This is a genomic window from Geodermatophilus sp. CPCC 206100, from assembly GCF_048569675.1.
In the GTDB taxonomy this organism is placed as follows: domain Bacteria; phylum Actinomycetota; class Actinomycetes; order Mycobacteriales; family Geodermatophilaceae; genus Geodermatophilus.
Genome location: NZ_JAQISV010000010.1, coordinates 58,980 through 73,191, shown reverse-complemented (window position 1 = coordinate 73,191; position 14,212 = coordinate 58,980). Strand labels below are relative to the sequence as shown.

The window sequence follows — 14,212 nt, the reverse complement described above, 5'->3', positions numbered from 1 at the left end:
AGGCGCGGATCAGGGCAGGCGGGGCCCGTCGGGCAGCTCGAGGTCGGGCTTGTCGAGCTCCTCGACGTTGACGTCCTTGAAGGTCAGCACGCGGACGTTGCGGACGAACCGCGCCGGCCGGTACATGTCCCAGACCCAGGCGTCCGACAGCTTCAGCTCGAAGTAGACCTCGCCCCCGGCCTCCCGCACCTGCAGGTCCACGGAGTTGGCCAGGTAGAAGCGCCGCTCGGTCTCCACCACGTAGGTGAACTGGCGCACGATGTCCCGGTACTCGCGATAGAGCTGCAGCTCCATCTCGGTCTCGTACTTCTCCAGGTCCTCGGTGCTCATCGCGGCTCTCCGGACACAGGGCGCATGGCCCCATCATCGACCATGCGCGCCGAGCCGGTGCGGTCGGCCGTCCGACGGGCGTGCGCGTCCCGCGCGCGGACGACGTTGACGAAGCGCATGCGGTGCTCGGGGCAGGGGCCGTGACGGTCGAGCGCGGCGTTGTGCGCGTCGGTGGTGTAGCCCTTGTGGACGGCGAAGTCGTACTCGGGCCAGCGCTCGTGCAGGTCGAGCATGATGCGGTCGCGGGTGACCTTCGCCAGCACCGACGCCGCCGCCACGCAGGCCGCGACCCGGTCGCCCTTCCAGACCGCGAGCGTCGGGCAGGCCAGGCCCGGGACCGGGAAGCCGTCGGTGAGGACGTAGTCCGCGCCCGGCTCCAGGTTCCACACGGCCCGGCGCAGCGCCTCGATGTTGGTCACGTGCATGCCGCGGGCGTCGAGGTCCTCGACCGGGATGACGACCACCGACCAGGTGACGGCCCGGTCGACCACCTCCGCGTAGACGCGCTCGCGCGTGGCCGGGGTCAGGAGCTTGGAGTCGGCCAGGCCGGGCACCCGGCCGCGGCGACCCGGGGGGAGCACGCACGCGGCGGCGACCAGCGGGCCGGCGCAAGCTCCGCGGCCGGCCTCGTCGGCGCCGGCGACGGCGGCGAAGCCGCGGCGACGCAGCCGGCGCTCCATGTCCCACAGCGCGTCGGAGCGGTCCTCGGTCAGCGGCACCGACCGGGCACGGACGGTCCGCTCGAGGGGGGAAGAGGCGGTACGGAGGGCCATCGGGGTCCGACAGTACGACGGGCCGCCGACGGGATGGGCGCGGTCCCCGGACGGGCCGGAACGGACCACGGGCCGGTCCCCGGGGTCGAGGGGGACCGGCCCGTGGTGGGCGGCCGGCGAGCGGCCGGGTCGGCGCCCGGGCGGACCACCGAGGAGGCGGACGGTCCGGCCGGGCGCACCGGGTCGCGGCGGAAGTGCCGCCGCGGCCCGGAGCGGGGAGGAGGTCAGGCCTCGGCGGCGGCCAGGCTGTGCGCACCGCAGGTGCAGCCCGGGGTCCGCGAGGACAGGACCAGGGAGACCGCGTGGGCCCGGTCGCGGGCACCCAGCTTGCGCAGGATGGCCTTGACGTGGGACTTGACGGTGTCCTCGCTGATGAACAGGTTGCGGCCGATCTGCCGGTTCGACTGGCCCTGCAGGAGCTCGTCGAGCACGTCGGACTCGCGCCGGGTGAGCGGCACCTCCGGGGCGAACGGCTTCGCCGCGGGGGTGGCGGAGGGCTCGACGCGGCGGATCTGCGGGTCGACGACGGTGCGGCCGGCGCGGGCAGCCAGGATGGCCCAGCCCAGCAGGGTCGGCGAGGTGTTGAGCAGGAGGTAGCCCCGGACGCCCGCGGCCAGCGCCTCGTTGACCACGGCGGGGTCCTCGGAGGTGCCGAGCGCGATGATCGTGACGCGGGGGAACCGGTTGCGCAGGTCCCGGCAGGCGTTGAGGGTGGCGGCCCGACCGGAGCCGAGCTCCACGACCACGGCGTCGGGGCGGGCGGTCTCGGCGAGGGTGAGGGCCCGGCGCATCTCGCCCGGCGTACCGACCGACTGCATGCCGGCGGTCTCGTTGATCATGCTGACCAGACCGCGACGGAGGACCGGCGCATCGGCGAGGATGAGCACGCGGGTGACGCCGCGGGCGGCGCTCGCCAGGGGTGCGGACACAGTGGACTCCGTTTCACGCTATCGGGGGGTTACACCTTCTCCATCGGATGGGTGAGACGAATGCTTGAACGCTTTCCCGAGAATTCTTCCGCCTTTTCTCGAACCACCGGATAGGCCCGCTCCCGCCACAGGAGAAACGGTCGAATGGCCGGTGCGCAATCGTGTCGACATGGCGACGCCATTCACCGAATGGCTCCAGGAACGACGCGACCCGCACGGCCCCGGACGGGGACGTGCGGGTCGCATCGGAGCGGGCCGGCCGGCGCGGTCGCCGACCGCGGTCACCGGGGCGGCGCGGCGCGGGAGCGGTGCGCTCTCCGGCGTCGGCGCCAGGCGGTCAGCGGGACGGCGCCCACGAGGCCCAGCGCGTAGGGCCCCGCCACGGCCGCCGCCCCGGTGTCCGGGACGACGATCCCCGCACCGCCGGACGCGCCGGCCGCCTCCAGCCCCTGGATGTCGGGTGAGTCGAGCAGGCCGAAACGGTCCAGGGGCCAGACGATGAGCGCCGCCTTGCCGATCACGTCGTCCACACCGATCGTGCCGCCGTACTGGTCACCGGCGTGCGACCGCGAGTCCGCCGACGCCGACCGGTGGTCCCCCATGACCCACAGGCGGTCGTCGGGCACCTGCACCGGGCCGAACACGCGTCGTTCCAGAGGCGAGTTCTCGAAGACGTACGGCTCGTCCAGGGGCACGCCGTCCACGGTGATGCGGCCCTGGGGATCGCAGCACTCGACGGTCTGCCCCTCGGTGGCGATGACCCGCTTGACGAAGTCGTCCTCACTGGGCGGGGCGACACCCACGGCGCGACCGAGCCACAGCAGCGCACCGGAGAACCAGTTGGTGGGCTCGGCGACGGCCACCTCGGGGGTCCAGGTCTCCGGACCCTTGAAGACGACGATGTCGCCGGGCTCGGGCTCCCCGAACCAGTAGGGCACCTTGTTGACCAGCACCCGGTCCCCGGTGCAGCCGGGGCAGCCGTGCAGCGTCCGTTCCATCGAGCCGGAGGGGATGAAGAAGGCCTGCACGAGGAAGGTCTTCACCAGCAGCGCCAGCACGAAGGCCACGAGCAGCAGGACCGGCAGTTCCTTGAGCAGCGAGCCCTTCTTCTGCTCCGCCTGGCGGTCGGCCCGCCGCTGCCGCCACGACCGGGCGGGAGCGGGACCGACGTCCGCACCGGCGCCGCCGGGGTCCTCGCCGGCCACGCCCCGGCGGGGCTCCTCGTCGTCGGGAACGACGTCGGCGGGCCCCCCGGGCCGGTCGCTGCTCATCGGGAGCCAGCGTACGGCCGCGGGAGACCCGCCGACGTCAGGCCGGTGGGACCGGCCCCGGAGCGTGTCAGCGCGCGACGGTGTCGCGCTTCTCCTTGATCTTGGCGGCCTTGCCGCGCAGCTCGCGGAGGTAGTACAGCTTCGCCCGGCGGACGTCACCGCGGGTCACGACCTCGATCTTCTCGACGACCGGGGTGTGCACCGGGAAGGTGCGCTCCACGCCGACACCGAAGCTGACCTTGCGGACGGTGAAGGTCTCGCGGATGCCCCCGCCCTGGCGGCGGATGACCGCACCCTGGAAGACCTGGATCCGCGAGCGGTTGCCCTCGATGACGCGCACGTGCACCTTGACGGTGTCGCCGGGGCGGAACTCGGGGATGTCGTCGCGCAGCGAGTCGGCGTCGAGTACGTCCAGGGTGTTCATCGCGGCAGTCCTGTCCTAGCGGTTGCGTCGTTTCCGGTGCGGACAGCGAGCGGCCCCGGCTGTCCGATCCGGGGAGCTGCACTCCGGGAGGAGTTCGGGAGTCGAGTGGCCGACGGTCCGCAGCAGCTCTCTACTGTGCCACATCTTCAGGTGACGAAGCGCGGCGGCCCCGTCCAGGGCCCCGCCGCCAGCTCCGGCAGCAGGGTGGCGAGGTCCCGCGGCGCGAACTCCACGGGGGCCGCGGCGACCTCCGCGGCGCTCCACCAGCGGTGCGGCTCCTCCCCGAAGACCTCCAGTTCGGTGCGCCCGCTCGGGTCGACCTCGTGGACGACGTCCCGCAGCACGAAGAAGGTCTCGCGGGAGTCGATCTGCACGCCGGCGAACGGTCCGACGTGTCGCCGGAACCACACCGGGCCCTCGAGCGCGGCGGGCTCCACGACCAGCCCGATCTCCTCGGCCAGCTCGCGGACCGCCGCCTGCCGGACGCTCTCCCCGTCCTCCACTCCCCCGCCGGGCGTGTACCAGAACAGCACGTCGGCGGGCGGGACGGCGGGGTCGGTGAGCCGGGCGCCGAGCAGCAGGACCCGCCCGGCCGGGTCGAGCACGACGACGCGGGCGGTCGGGCGGACCCAGGCGCGCTCAGGCATCGCCGAGCGCGGCCCGGTCGGCCTCGGACAGGGAGCCGGCCGGCAGGGCGGTCAGCAGGTCCGGACGGCGGGCCGCGGTCCGGCGCAGGGACTCCGCCCGCCGCCACCGCGCGATCGCCGCGTGGTCGCCGGACAGCAGCACCGGCGGGACGTCGTGCCCCCGCCACGATGCCGGGCGCGTGTAGGAGGGCCCCTCCAGCAGGCCGTCGGCGTGCGAGTCGAACTCCACGGACTCCCGGTTGCCCACGACGCCGGGCAGCAGCCGGGTCACCGCCTCGACCATCACCAGCACGGCGGACTCGCCGCCGGCGAGGACGTAGTCGCCGATGGAGACCTCGGACACGGGCCCGGCCTCCGCCGCCCAGTCCGCGACGCGCTGGTCGATGCCCTCGTACCGGCCGCAGGCGAACACCAGCCCGGGCTCGGCGGCCCACTCCGCGGCCACGGCCTGCGTGAACGGGCGGCCGGCCGGGGTGGGCACGACCAGGCGGGTGCCGGCCGGGCGGACGGCCTCCAGGGCGCGCGCCCACGGCTCGGGCCGCATCACCATGCCGGGACCGCCGCCGTAGGGGGCGTCGTCGACCGTGCGGTGGACGTCGTCGGTCCACTGCCGCAGGTCGTGCACGCCGATGCTGACCAGGCCGCGGTCGGCGGCCTTGCCCAGCAGGGACTGCCGCAACGGCGCGAGGTACTCCGGGAAGATCGTGACGACGTCGATGCGCACGCGCGTCAGAGCTCCAGCAGACCCTCGGGCGGGTCCACCACCAGGAAGCCGCCGGCCAGGTCGACGGTGGGCACGATCGCCGAGACGAACGGGACGAGCAGTTCGGGGGCGTCCGGCCGGCGGACGACCAGCAGGTCCTGGGCCTCGTGCCGGACGGCGGTCACCTCGCCCAGGACGGTGTCGTCGGGCAGCCGCGCGGCCAGGCCGACCAGCTGGTGGTCGTAGAAGGACTCGGGGTCCTCGATCTCGGGGAGCTCCGCGACGGGGACGAGCAGCAGGGTGTTGCGCAGCGCGTCGACGGTCTCGCGGGTGTCGTAGACCTCACCGGCGGGGCCGGTCAGCTGCAGCAGCAGCGTCCCGCTGTGCCAGCGCCGGTCCAGCACCGTCAGCGGGCCCCGCTCCGGCGGGTCGGTGACCAGCACGGCCCCGGCGGCGAACCGCAGGTCGGGGTCGTCGGTGCGGACCTCGACGGTCACCAGACCACGGACACCGTGGGGCCGGCCGATGCGGCCGACCACCACGGTGTCCGGGGAGGGATCGCGCGGGGCGCGAGGCGAGCCCGTGCTCAACGCCCGTCGGTGTCGACGACGTCGACCCGCAGGCCGCGCCCCCCGACCCCGGTCATGACGGTGCGCAGCGCCTTGGCCGTCCGGCCGCCTCGGCCGATGACCTTGCCCAGGTCGTCGGGGTGCACGCGGACCTCGAGGGTCTTGCCGCGGCGACTGCTGAGGAGGTCGACGGTGACCTCCTCGGGGTGGTCGACGATGCCCTTGACCAGGTGCTCGAGCGCCTCTTCGAGCATGCTCAGCCGGCGGGCGTCGAGGCGGCGCTGCCGCCGGACTCGACACCGGCGACGGGAGCCGCGCCCGGGTCGGAGTCCTCGACACCGGCGGCCTTGACGGCCTTCTTCTTCGGGGTCGTCGCACCGGCGGCCGGCTCCTCACCACCGGAGGCGCGGACGGCCTCCTCGTAGAGGGCCTTCTTGTCCGGCTTCGGGGCGGCGACCTTCATGGGCGGCGGGGCCGGCTCGCCCTTGAACTTCTGCCAGTCACCGGTGACCCGGAGGATGGCGGCGACGGCCTCGGTCGGCTGCGCGCCGACGCCCAGCCAGTACTGCGCCCGCTCGCTGTTGACCTCGATGAAGGACGGGTCCTCCTTCGGGTGGTACTTGCCGATCGTCTCGATCGAGCGGCCGTCCCGCTTGGTGCGGGAGTCGGCGACGACGATGCGGTAGTACGGCGCGCGCATCTTGCCCAGGCGCATGAGCTTGATCTTGGTGGCCACGGTGTGTGGTGTTCTCCTCGAACGCAGGTCGTGTGCCCGCCCCTGCGGCGCGTGGGGGTACGCCGGGAGCGGTGCGGCTGGACACGGCCGGCAACGGTGAGAGGGCCGCCCACCGCCGTGTTCGACCCACCATCATGCCAGACGGTGGGTCGCCGTCGTCCGGCCCGTCCTCAGCCCCGCACGGCGGCCAGCACGCGGGCGGCCGCGTCGGCGACGGGGACCTCCTCGCGCTCGCCGGTGGCGCGGTCGCGCAGCTCCAGGACGCCCCCGGCCAGCCCCCGGCCGACGGTGACGATCGTCGGCATTCCCAGCAGCTCGGCGTCCTTGAACTTCACGCCGGGCGAGACCTTGGGCCGGTCGTCGTAGAGCACCGTGAGCCCCGCCGCGACGAGCTCGGAGGCCAACGCCTCGGCCGCCTCGAAGACCGCGGCGTCCTTGCCGGTGGCGAGCACGTGCACGTCGGCCGGGGCGATCTCCCGCGGCCAGACCAGGCCGAGCTCGTCGTGGGTGGACTCGGCGATCGCGGCGACGGCGCGGGAGACGCCGATGCCGTAGGAGCCCATGGTGACCGTGACGAGCTTGCCGTTCTCGTCGAGCACCTTCAGCTCGAGCGCCTCGGCGTACTTGCGGCCCAGCTGGAAGATGTGACCGATCTCCACCCCGCGGGCCAGCTCCAGCGGCCCGGAGCCGTCGGGCGCCGGGTCGCCGGGCAGGACCTCGGCGGCCTCGACGACGCCGTCCCAGGTGAAGTCCCGGCCGGCGACGAGGTCGAACACGTGCGTGCCGGGCTCGTTGGCCCCGGTGATCCACGCGGTGCCGGGGACGACGCGGGGGTCGACGAGGTAGCGGATGCCCGAGGGGCTGTCGGCGCCGAGCACCTGCGGGCCGATGTAGCCCTTGACCAGCTCTGGGTGCTCCTCGAACGCGGTGAACGGCTCCACCTCGGCCGGGGCGACCTGCGCCTCGAGGCGCTTGGCGTCCACCTCCCGGTCCCCCGGCAGGCCGATCACCAGCGGCTCGCGGGTGCCGTCGGGGTGCACGAGGGTGACGACGACGTTCTTCAGCGTCGACGCGGCCGTGTACCCGGCGTCGGGGAACAGCTGCTGGGCCACCGCCACGAGCGTCTCGATCGTCGGGGTGTCCGGGGTGTCCTCGACGTGCGCCTCGGGCAGCCCGTCCAGCGGGATCGCGTCGGGGACGACGGTGGAGACCGCCTCGACGTTCGCCGCGTAGCCGCCCGGGGACCGGACGAAGGTGTCCTCACCGATCACCGTCGGGTGCAGGAACTCCTCGCTCCGCGAGCCGCCCATCGCCCCGGACATCGCCGAGACGATCACGTACTCCAGCCCCAGCCGGTCGAAGATCCGGATGTAGGCGTCGCGGTGGGCCGCGTAGGACTTGTCCAGCCCGGCGTCGTCGACGTCGAAGGAGTAGCTGTCCTTCATCGTGAACTCGCGCCCGCGCAGCAGCCCGGCCCGGGGCCGCGCCTCGTCGCGGTACTTGGTCTGGATCTGGTAGAGCGACAGCGGGAGGTCCTTGTACGACGAGTACAGGTCCTTCACCAGGAGCGTGAACATCTCCTCGTGCGTGGGCCCGAGCAGGTGGTCCACCCCGCGGCGGTCCGTGAGCCGGAACAGGTTGTCGCCGTACTCGGTCCACCGGCCGGTCGCCTCGTAGGGCTCCCGCGGCAGCAGCGCCGGGAAGTGCACCTCCTGCGCGCCCATCGCGTCCATCTCCTCGCGGACGACGCGTTCGACGTTGCGGAAGACCCGGTAGCCCAGTGGCAGCCAGGTGAAGCCGCCCGGCGCGGCCCGCCGGATGTAGCCGGCCCGGACCAGCAGGCGGTGGCTCGGGACCTCGGCGTCGGCCGGGTCGTCGCGCAGGGTGCGCAGGAACAGGGAGGACATCCGCAACAGCACGCGACCATTGTCGGCCTCCGGTCTACCGGGCGGCGGACGGGGTCGGCACCGCCGGGCCCGGCCGGGGGGTGGCCGGGCCCGGCGGTGGATCCGGGGGGACCGATCAGTCGTCGTCGCCGCCGCGGCCGCGGCCACGGCCGTGCCCGGAGTCGTCGGAGTCGTCGTCGGAACCGGAGTCGTCGACCCGCCCGTCGGAGTCGTCGACGGCGGGGCTGCTGCCGGCCGGCGCGGTGCTGACCGGCGCACTGCTGGGCGAGTCGTCGCCGCCCCGGCCCCGGCCCCGGCCGTCGTCCCGGGGACCCTCGACGAGGAACTGCGGGCCCCCGTCGACACAGGCGACCGTGATCTCGACCTTCTGGGTGCCGTTCTCGAACTCCACCTCGCCGGGGTCGGACGAGTCGTCGAGCCACCAGCCGGCCGTCGGCGCGCTGGCCAGGGAGAGGCCGGCCGCGTCGCAGGACGCGTACACGGTGCCGGCCACGGTGGCCTGCTCGGCCGTCACGGGGGCCGGTTCCGGAGCCGGCGCGGGTTCCGGAGCCGGGGCCGGGGTCTCGGTGGGTGCCGGAGACGAGCCGGTCGAGGAGGCCGACGGGCTCCCGGTGGCCGACACCAGCTGCGTGCCGGCCGCCCCGCCGGCGTCCACGAACGACACGGCGAGCAGGCCGAGGCCGACGGCGGCCGCCGCCGAGGCGGTCCACAGGGCTCCGAAGGCGACGGTGTGCTTCACAGGACCGACCCTGTCGCCGCTCCGGTTAAGGCCACGCCAAGAGGGTGACAAGGGCGGCCCCGGAACTCATCCCCCTGAGTGGGGGAAGCCCGGATCGGCGCCGGACGGCGCTAACTTCCAGCCGTGGCACAACTCCTGGTCGTGGAGGACGACGAGCGCATCCGCACCGCCCTGATCCGGGCGCTGCGCGAGCGCGGGCACGCCGTGAGGTCGGCCGGCACCGCGCTGGCCGGGCTGCAGCTGGCCGTGGAGGAGCGCCCGGACCTCGTCGTCCTGGACCTCGGGCTGCCCGACCTCGACGGCGGCGAGCTGCTGCGGATGCTGCGCGCGGTGTCCGCGGTGCCGGTCATCGTCGCCACGGCGCGGGACGACGACAGCAGCGTGGTGCGGGCCCTGGACGCCGGCGCCGACGACTACGTGGTGAAGCCCTTCTCGGCCGGCCAGCTCGAGGCCCGCATCCGCGCCGTGCTGCGCCGCGCCTCGGACGCGGACGCCGGGCCGGCCGCGGTCACCGTCGGCGACCTGACCGTCGACCCGCGCAGCCGGCGGGTCACCGTGGCCGGGCGTGCCGTGGAGCTCTCCCCCAAGGAGTTCGACCTGCTGGCCTTCCTGGCCGCCCGCGCCGGCACCGTGGTGTCCAAGCGGGAGCTGCTCACCGAGGTGTGGCAGCTGCCCTACGGCGGGTCGGACAAGACCGTCGACGTCCATCTCTCCTGGCTGCGCCGCAAGCTCGGGGAGTCCGCCGCCGAGCCGCGGCTGCTGCAGACCATCCGCGGCGTGGGCGTCCGGCTGGCCGAGCCCGAGCCGTGAGGCAGCGGATCACGCTGCTGGTGGCGGCCACGACCTCGGTCGTGCTGCTGGCGTTCCTGCTGCCGGCCGCGCTGCTGGTCTCCCGGGTGGCCGAGGCGCGCGCGATGGACACCGCCCAGGCCCAGCTGCAGTTGCTGGTCCCGACCGTGGGCTTCGACGAGCGCGACGAGGTCGCGGCCGCCCTGGTCGGCGCCTCCGGGAACGGCCGGAGCGTGGGGGTGCGCTGGACCGACGGCGCGTGGCTCGGCGCCGAGGGCCGGCTCGGCGACGACGCGTCCCCGGACAGCGCCGCGGTCGTCCCCGCCGACGACGGGACGTACCTGCTGCAGCCGGTCCGGCGCGGGGACGGCGGGACCGCGGTCATCGAGGTCTTCGTCCCCGAGGGCGAGCTGCGCGCCGGGGTCGCCCGCACCTGGCTGGTCCTGGCCGGCCTCGGCGCCATCCTGCTGGTGCTCGCGCTCGTGGTGGCCGACCGGCTGGCCCGCTCGCTGACCCGGCCGATCACCGACCTCGCGGGCACCGCGCACCGGCTCGGCAGCGGCGACCTCGCCGCCCGGGTCACGCCGGCCGGGCCGGACGAGGTCCGCGACGTGGGAACGGCGCTCAACCGGCTGGCCGGGCGGATCGGCGAGCTGCTGGCCGCCGAGCGGGAGGCCGCGGCCGACCTCGCCCACCGCCTCCGCACGCCGCTCACCGCCCTCCGGCTCGACGTCGAGGCCCTGCCCCCCGGCGAGCGGGAGCGGCTGGTCGACGACGTCGACGCGCTCAGCCGCGGGATCGACGAGGTGATCAGCGAGGCGCGGCGCACGGTGCGCGAGGGCCTGGGCGCCGGCTGCGACGCGAGCGCCGTCGTGGGCGAGCGGGTGCGGTTCTGGTCGGTGCTGGCCGAGGAGGAGCACCGCGCCGTCACCGTCGCTCTCGCCGAGGGCCCGCTGGCGGTGCGGGTGGCCGCCGCGGACCTGGGGGCCGCCGTCGACGCGCTCCTCGGCAACGTCTTCGCCCACACCCCGGAGGGCACCGGCTTCCGGGTCGCCGTCCGGCCGCGGAACGGCGGTGGCGCGGAGGTGACCGTCGCGGACGAGGGACCGGGCCTGCCGCCGTCCGCGCTGGACCGCGGGCACAGCGGCGCGGGCTCCACCGGTCTCGGGCTGGACATCGCCCGGCGCACCGCGGAGGGCTCCGGCGGGGCGCTGCGGGCCACGTCCTCCCCCGCGGGCACCGAGGTCACCCTCGAGCTCGGCCCGCCGGCCGGTCAGTAGACGCGGCCGCGCAGGAGCGTCAGCCGCGGCCGGGCGAGCACGTCGAGGTCGGCCCGCGGGTCGCCGTCGTAGACCACGAGGTCGGCCGGGGCGCCCTCCTCGACGCACGGCAGCCCGAGCCAGTCACGGGCGGCCCACGAGGCCGCGGCCAGCGCCGCCTCCTCCGGCAGCCCGGCGTCGGCCAGCGCGCGGACCTCGTCGGCGATCCGGCCGTGCGCGACGCCGCCGCCCGCGTCGGTGCCGGCGAACACCGGTACGCCTGCCTCGAACGCCGCCCGCACGACCGCCCCCGACCCGGCGTGCAGCCGCCGCATCGTGCTCGCGTAGGCGGGGAACCGCTGCTCCCCCGCCGCGGCGAAACCGGGGAAGTTCTCGACGTTGACCAGCGTCGGGACGACGGCGGTGCCGCGGGCGGCCATCTCGCCGACGAGGTCCTCGGTCAGCCCGGTGCCGTGCTCGATGCAGTCGATGCCCGCGCGGATCAGGTCGGGCAGGGCGTCGGTGCCGAAGGTGTGCGCGGTGACCCGGGCACCCTCCGCGTGGGCGGCCGCGATGGCCTCGGCGATCGCGTCGGCCGGCCACTCGGGGGCGAGGTCGCCGGCGCCGCGGTCGATCCAGTCCCCCACCAGCTTCACCCAACCGTCGCCGCGGCGGGCCTGCACCCGCGTCTCGGCGGCGAGGTCGGCCGGCTCGAGCTCGATCGCCATCCCCGGGATGTAGCGGCGGGTCCGGGCCAGGTGCCGGCCGGCGCGGATGATGCGGGGCAGGTCCGGCTCGGCGTCCAGGGCGCGGGTGTCGACCGGGGAGCCGCAGTCCCGGAGCGCGAGCACGCCGGCCGCCCGCTCGGTCAGCGCCTGCTCCCGGAGGCCGGCGAGGTCCTCGACGTGCGCGCCCCCCGGGCCGACGCCCACGTGGCAGTGCGCGTCGACCAGGCCGGGCAGCAGCCAGCCGCCGCGGGACACCGTCTCGGCGCCGGGGACGGGGTCGAACGTGAGCCGCCCGTCGCGCACCCAGACGTCGCGGTGCTCCGCCTCGGGCAGGAGCACGCCGGTCAGGTGCAGCGGTGCCGATCCGCCCGTCCGCCCCGTCATCTCAGCGGCCGGGCTGCTCGTCCCCCGGCTGGTCGAACCTCAGCTTGGTGAGGTCGGGCAGCCCCTGGCCGTTGGCGAGGCCTGGCGGCAGCGCCGGCATGCCCCCGCCGCCGGGGAGGCCGCCGGGCAGTCCGCCGGGGAAGCCAGCGCCCGGCGGGAGGCCCGGAGCGCCCATCGGCCGGCGGGCGGGCCCGCCCTTGCCCTTCCCCTTGCCCTTCTTGCCCTTCTTCGACTGGGCCTGCATCTGCCGGCCGCGGGCCTTCTTCGACATGGGGCCCATGCCCGGCAGGCCCATGCTGCCGGCCATCTGGCCCATCATCTTCTGGGCCTGGGCGAAGCGCTCCAGCAGCTGGTTGACCTCGGTGACGGTCACGCCCGACCCGTTGGCGATGCGCACCCGGCGCGAGGCGTTGATGATCTTGGAGTCGACCCGCTCCTGCGGCGTCATCGAGCGGATGATCGCCGCGGTGCGGTCGAGGTCGCGGTCGTCGACCTGCTTGAGCTGCTCCTTCATCGCGCCGGCGCCGGGCAGCATGCCGAGCAGGTTGGCGATCGGGCCCATCTTGCGGATGGCGATCATCTGCTCGAGGAAGTCCTCGAGCGTGAAGCCCTCCCGCGAGGCGAGCTTGCCGGCCATCTTCTCGGCCTGGTCGGCGTCGAAGGCCTGCTCGGCCTGCTCGATGAGCGTGAGGACGTCGCCCATCCCGAGGATGCGGGAGGCCATCCGCTCGGGGTGGAAGACGTCGAAGTCGGTCAGCTTCTCGCCGGTGGAGGCGAACATGATCGGCTGGCCGGTCACGTAGCGGACCGAGAGCGCCGCGCCACCGCGGGCGTCGCCGTCGAGCTTGGTGAGGACGACGCCGCTGAAGCCCACGCCGTCGCGGAACGCCTCGGCGGTGGTGACGGCGTCCTGACCGATCATCGCGTCGACGACGAACAGCGTCTCGTCCGGCTGCACGGCGTCGCGGATGCCGGCGGCCTGCGCCATCAGCTCCGCGTCGATGCCCAGGCGGCCGGCGGTGTCGACCACGACGACGTCGTGCATGGTCCGGCGGGCGTGCTCGATGGAGTCGGCGGCCACCCGGATCGGGTCGCCGACGCCGTTGCCGGGCTCGGGCGCGAAGACGTCGACCCCGGCCTGGCCGGCGACGATCGACAGCTGGTTGACCGCGTTGGGGCGCTGCAGGTCGGCGGCCACGAGCAGCGGCGTGTGGCCCTGCGCCTTCAGCCAGCGGCCCAGCTTGCCGGCCAGCGTCGTCTTACCGGAGCCCTGCAGACCGGCCAGCATGATGACCGTCGGGGACTGCTTGGCGTAGCGCACCCGCCGGGTCTCGCCGCCGAGGATCTCGACGAGCTCCTCGTTGACGATCTTGATGACCTGCTGGGCGGGGTTGAGTGCCTGCGAGACGTCGGCGCCCCGCGCCCGCTCCTTGACCGCGGTGATGAAGGCCCGCACCACGGGCAGGGCCACGTCGGCCTCGAGCAGCGCGATGCGGATCTCGCGCGCGGTGGCGTCGATGTCGGCGTCGGTCAGCCGGCCCTTGCCGCGCAGGCCGCTGAAGACCTTGTCGAGGCGGTCGGAGAGGGTCTCGAACACAGCACGTCCTCAGCAGTTCTCGCGGGCGCGGCCGGCCGGTCGACCGACCGGCTGCTCGGCTGCCGGCACCGGGAGGACCCCGGGGCCGTCGCGCCACCTCCGGTCCAGCCTAACGAGCGCCGCCGCAGTGCGGCCCCCTGCAGGGTCCCGCCGTGAGCGTGCGAGGGGCGGGGGCAGGGGGTCCTCTCTCAGGCGGCGCGGTGGGTGAGGACGGCGACGGCGGCCACGTCCCCGCCGGTCACGACCGCGGCGCCGCAGTCGGCGCAGGCCCACTCGGGGCACTCCGCGCCGTCCTCGGTGTGACCGTCGACGCACGGCGGCTGCACGAACTCCCGGTCGTCGCCGCAGGCCGCGCAGCACCAGACGCGCCCCTCGGCGGAGGCGAGCTCGAAGGACCGGTCGGACACGTGCGGTTCCCTCCCCGTTC

17 protein-coding genes are annotated in these 14,212 nt (G+C 74.8%); 2 read left to right on the top strand and 15 right to left on the bottom strand.

Annotation, left to right across the window (positions count from 1 at the left end; translation table 11 throughout):
- Window positions 1–9 precede the first annotated feature (9 nt).
- The 12 genes from PGN05_RS05745 to PGN05_RS05690 form a co-directional block, all read right to left on the bottom strand.
- Window positions 10–330, bottom strand: a complete 321-nt coding sequence (locus tag PGN05_RS05745; RefSeq protein WP_135146486.1) for a DUF2469 domain-containing protein — start codon at window positions 328–330, stop codon at window positions 10–12.
- Window positions 327–1,103: a ribonuclease HII gene (locus PGN05_RS05740; protein ID WP_419751568.1), complete on the bottom strand. Its 777-nt coding sequence runs from the start codon at window positions 1,101–1,103 to the stop codon at window positions 327–329. The genes PGN05_RS05745 and PGN05_RS05740 overlap by 4 nt, the downstream gene beginning before the upstream one ends.
- Window positions 1,104–1,327: 224 nt before the next feature.
- The gene (locus PGN05_RS05735) at window positions 1,328–2,032 is read right to left on the bottom strand and encodes a LuxR C-terminal-related transcriptional regulator (protein WP_419751567.1); all 705 of its coding nucleotides are present in this window, start codon (window positions 2,030–2,032) and stop codon (window positions 1,328–1,330) included.
- 281 nt (window positions 2,033–2,313) lie between these two features.
- The gene (gene lepB / locus PGN05_RS05730; RefSeq protein WP_419751566.1) at window positions 2,314–3,303 is read right to left on the bottom strand and encodes a signal peptidase I; all 990 of its coding nucleotides are present in this window, start codon (window positions 3,301–3,303) and stop codon (window positions 2,314–2,316) included.
- A gap of 67 nt (window positions 3,304–3,370) precedes the next feature.
- Entirely contained in the window at window positions 3,371–3,727 is a 357-nt protein-coding gene (gene rplS, locus PGN05_RS05725; RefSeq protein WP_419751565.1) for a 50S ribosomal protein L19, read from the bottom strand.
- A gap of 146 nt (window positions 3,728–3,873) precedes the next feature.
- Window positions 3,874–4,374 (bottom strand): NUDIX hydrolase, encoded by a 501-nt coding sequence (locus PGN05_RS05720; protein WP_419751564.1) that lies wholly within the window; start codon window positions 4,372–4,374, stop codon window positions 3,874–3,876.
- Entirely contained in the window at window positions 4,367–5,098 is a 732-nt protein-coding gene (trmD, locus tag PGN05_RS05715) for a tRNA (guanosine(37)-N1)-methyltransferase TrmD (protein ID WP_419751563.1), read from the bottom strand. Before trmD ends, PGN05_RS05720 begins: the two co-directional genes overlap by 8 nt.
- Window positions 5,099–5,103: 5 nt before the next feature.
- Window positions 5,104–5,616, bottom strand: a complete 513-nt coding sequence (gene rimM, locus PGN05_RS05710) for a ribosome maturation factor RimM (RefSeq protein ID WP_419751562.1) — start codon at window positions 5,614–5,616, stop codon at window positions 5,104–5,106.
- A 47-nt stretch (window positions 5,617–5,663) separates the two neighbouring features.
- Entirely contained in the window at window positions 5,664–5,900 is a 237-nt protein-coding gene (locus PGN05_RS05705; RefSeq protein WP_419751561.1) for an RNA-binding protein, read from the bottom strand.
- A gap of 2 nt (window positions 5,901–5,902) precedes the next feature.
- The gene (gene rpsP, locus PGN05_RS05700; RefSeq protein WP_419751560.1) at window positions 5,903–6,382 is read right to left on the bottom strand and encodes a 30S ribosomal protein S16; all 480 of its coding nucleotides are present in this window, start codon (window positions 6,380–6,382) and stop codon (window positions 5,903–5,905) included.
- A gap of 170 nt (window positions 6,383–6,552) precedes the next feature.
- Window positions 6,553–8,301, bottom strand: coding sequence for a proline--tRNA ligase (locus PGN05_RS05695; RefSeq protein WP_419751559.1), 1,749 nt, complete (start codon window positions 8,299–8,301; stop codon window positions 6,553–6,555).
- 103 nt (window positions 8,302–8,404) lie between these two features.
- Window positions 8,405–9,028: a hypothetical protein gene (locus PGN05_RS05690; protein WP_419751558.1), complete on the bottom strand. Its 624-nt coding sequence runs from the start codon at window positions 9,026–9,028 to the stop codon at window positions 8,405–8,407.
- A 123-nt stretch (window positions 9,029–9,151) separates the two neighbouring features.
- Between PGN05_RS05690 and PGN05_RS05685 the strand changes: the two genes are divergently transcribed.
- Together PGN05_RS05685 and PGN05_RS05680 are read left to right on the top strand one after the other, a co-directional pair.
- Complete coding sequence (locus PGN05_RS05685) at window positions 9,152–9,838, top strand: response regulator transcription factor (protein WP_419751557.1); 687 nt, start codon at window positions 9,152–9,154, stop codon at window positions 9,836–9,838.
- On the top strand, window positions 9,835–11,097 hold the full coding sequence (locus PGN05_RS05680; protein ID WP_419751556.1) for a HAMP domain-containing sensor histidine kinase: 1,263 nt from the start codon (window positions 9,835–9,837) through the stop codon (window positions 11,095–11,097). Before PGN05_RS05685 ends, PGN05_RS05680 begins: the two co-directional genes overlap by 4 nt.
- Here the strand turns inward: PGN05_RS05680 and PGN05_RS05675 are convergent.
- The 3 genes from PGN05_RS05675 to PGN05_RS05665 all read right to left on the bottom strand — a co-directional run bounded on the left by PGN05_RS05675 (window position 11,091) and on the right by PGN05_RS05665 (window position 14,192).
- Window positions 11,091–12,188 (bottom strand): amidohydrolase family protein, encoded by a 1,098-nt coding sequence (locus PGN05_RS05675; RefSeq protein WP_419751555.1) that lies wholly within the window; start codon window positions 12,186–12,188, stop codon window positions 11,091–11,093. The two genes, PGN05_RS05680 and PGN05_RS05675, sit on opposite strands and share 7 nt — an antisense overlap.
- 1 nt (window position 12,189) lies before the next feature.
- On the bottom strand, window positions 12,190–13,785 hold the full coding sequence (gene ffh / locus PGN05_RS05670; RefSeq protein ID WP_419751554.1) for a signal recognition particle protein: 1,596 nt from the start codon (window positions 13,783–13,785) through the stop codon (window positions 12,190–12,192).
- A gap of 188 nt (window positions 13,786–13,973) precedes the next feature.
- Window positions 13,974–14,192, bottom strand: coding sequence for a hypothetical protein (locus PGN05_RS05665; protein WP_419751553.1), 219 nt, complete (start codon window positions 14,190–14,192; stop codon window positions 13,974–13,976).
- Window positions 14,193–14,212: the final 20 nt, after the last annotated feature.

Coding starts and splice junctions, on each gene's coding strand:
- rplS (WP_419751565.1), bottom strand. CDS start 3,727: ATGAACACCCTGGACGTACTCGACGCCGACTCGCTGCGCGACGACATC.
- PGN05_RS05675 (WP_419751555.1), bottom strand. CDS start 12,188: ATGACGGGGCGGACGGGCGGATCGGCACCGCTGCACCTGACCGGCGTG.
- lepB (WP_419751566.1), bottom strand. CDS start 3,303: ATGAGCAGCGACCGGCCCGGGGGGCCCGCCGACGTCGTTCCCGACGAC.
- PGN05_RS05740 (WP_419751568.1), bottom strand. CDS start 1,103: ATGGCCCTCCGTACCGCCTCTTCCCCCCTCGAGCGGACCGTCCGTGCC.
- PGN05_RS05720 (WP_419751564.1), bottom strand. CDS start 4,374: ATGCCTGAGCGCGCCTGGGTCCGCCCGACCGCCCGCGTCGTCGTGCTC.
- PGN05_RS05705 (WP_419751561.1), bottom strand. CDS start 5,900: ATGCTCGAAGAGGCGCTCGAGCACCTGGTCAAGGGCATCGTCGACCAC.
- PGN05_RS05745 (WP_135146486.1), bottom strand. CDS start 330: ATGAGCACCGAGGACCTGGAGAAGTACGAGACCGAGATGGAGCTGCAG.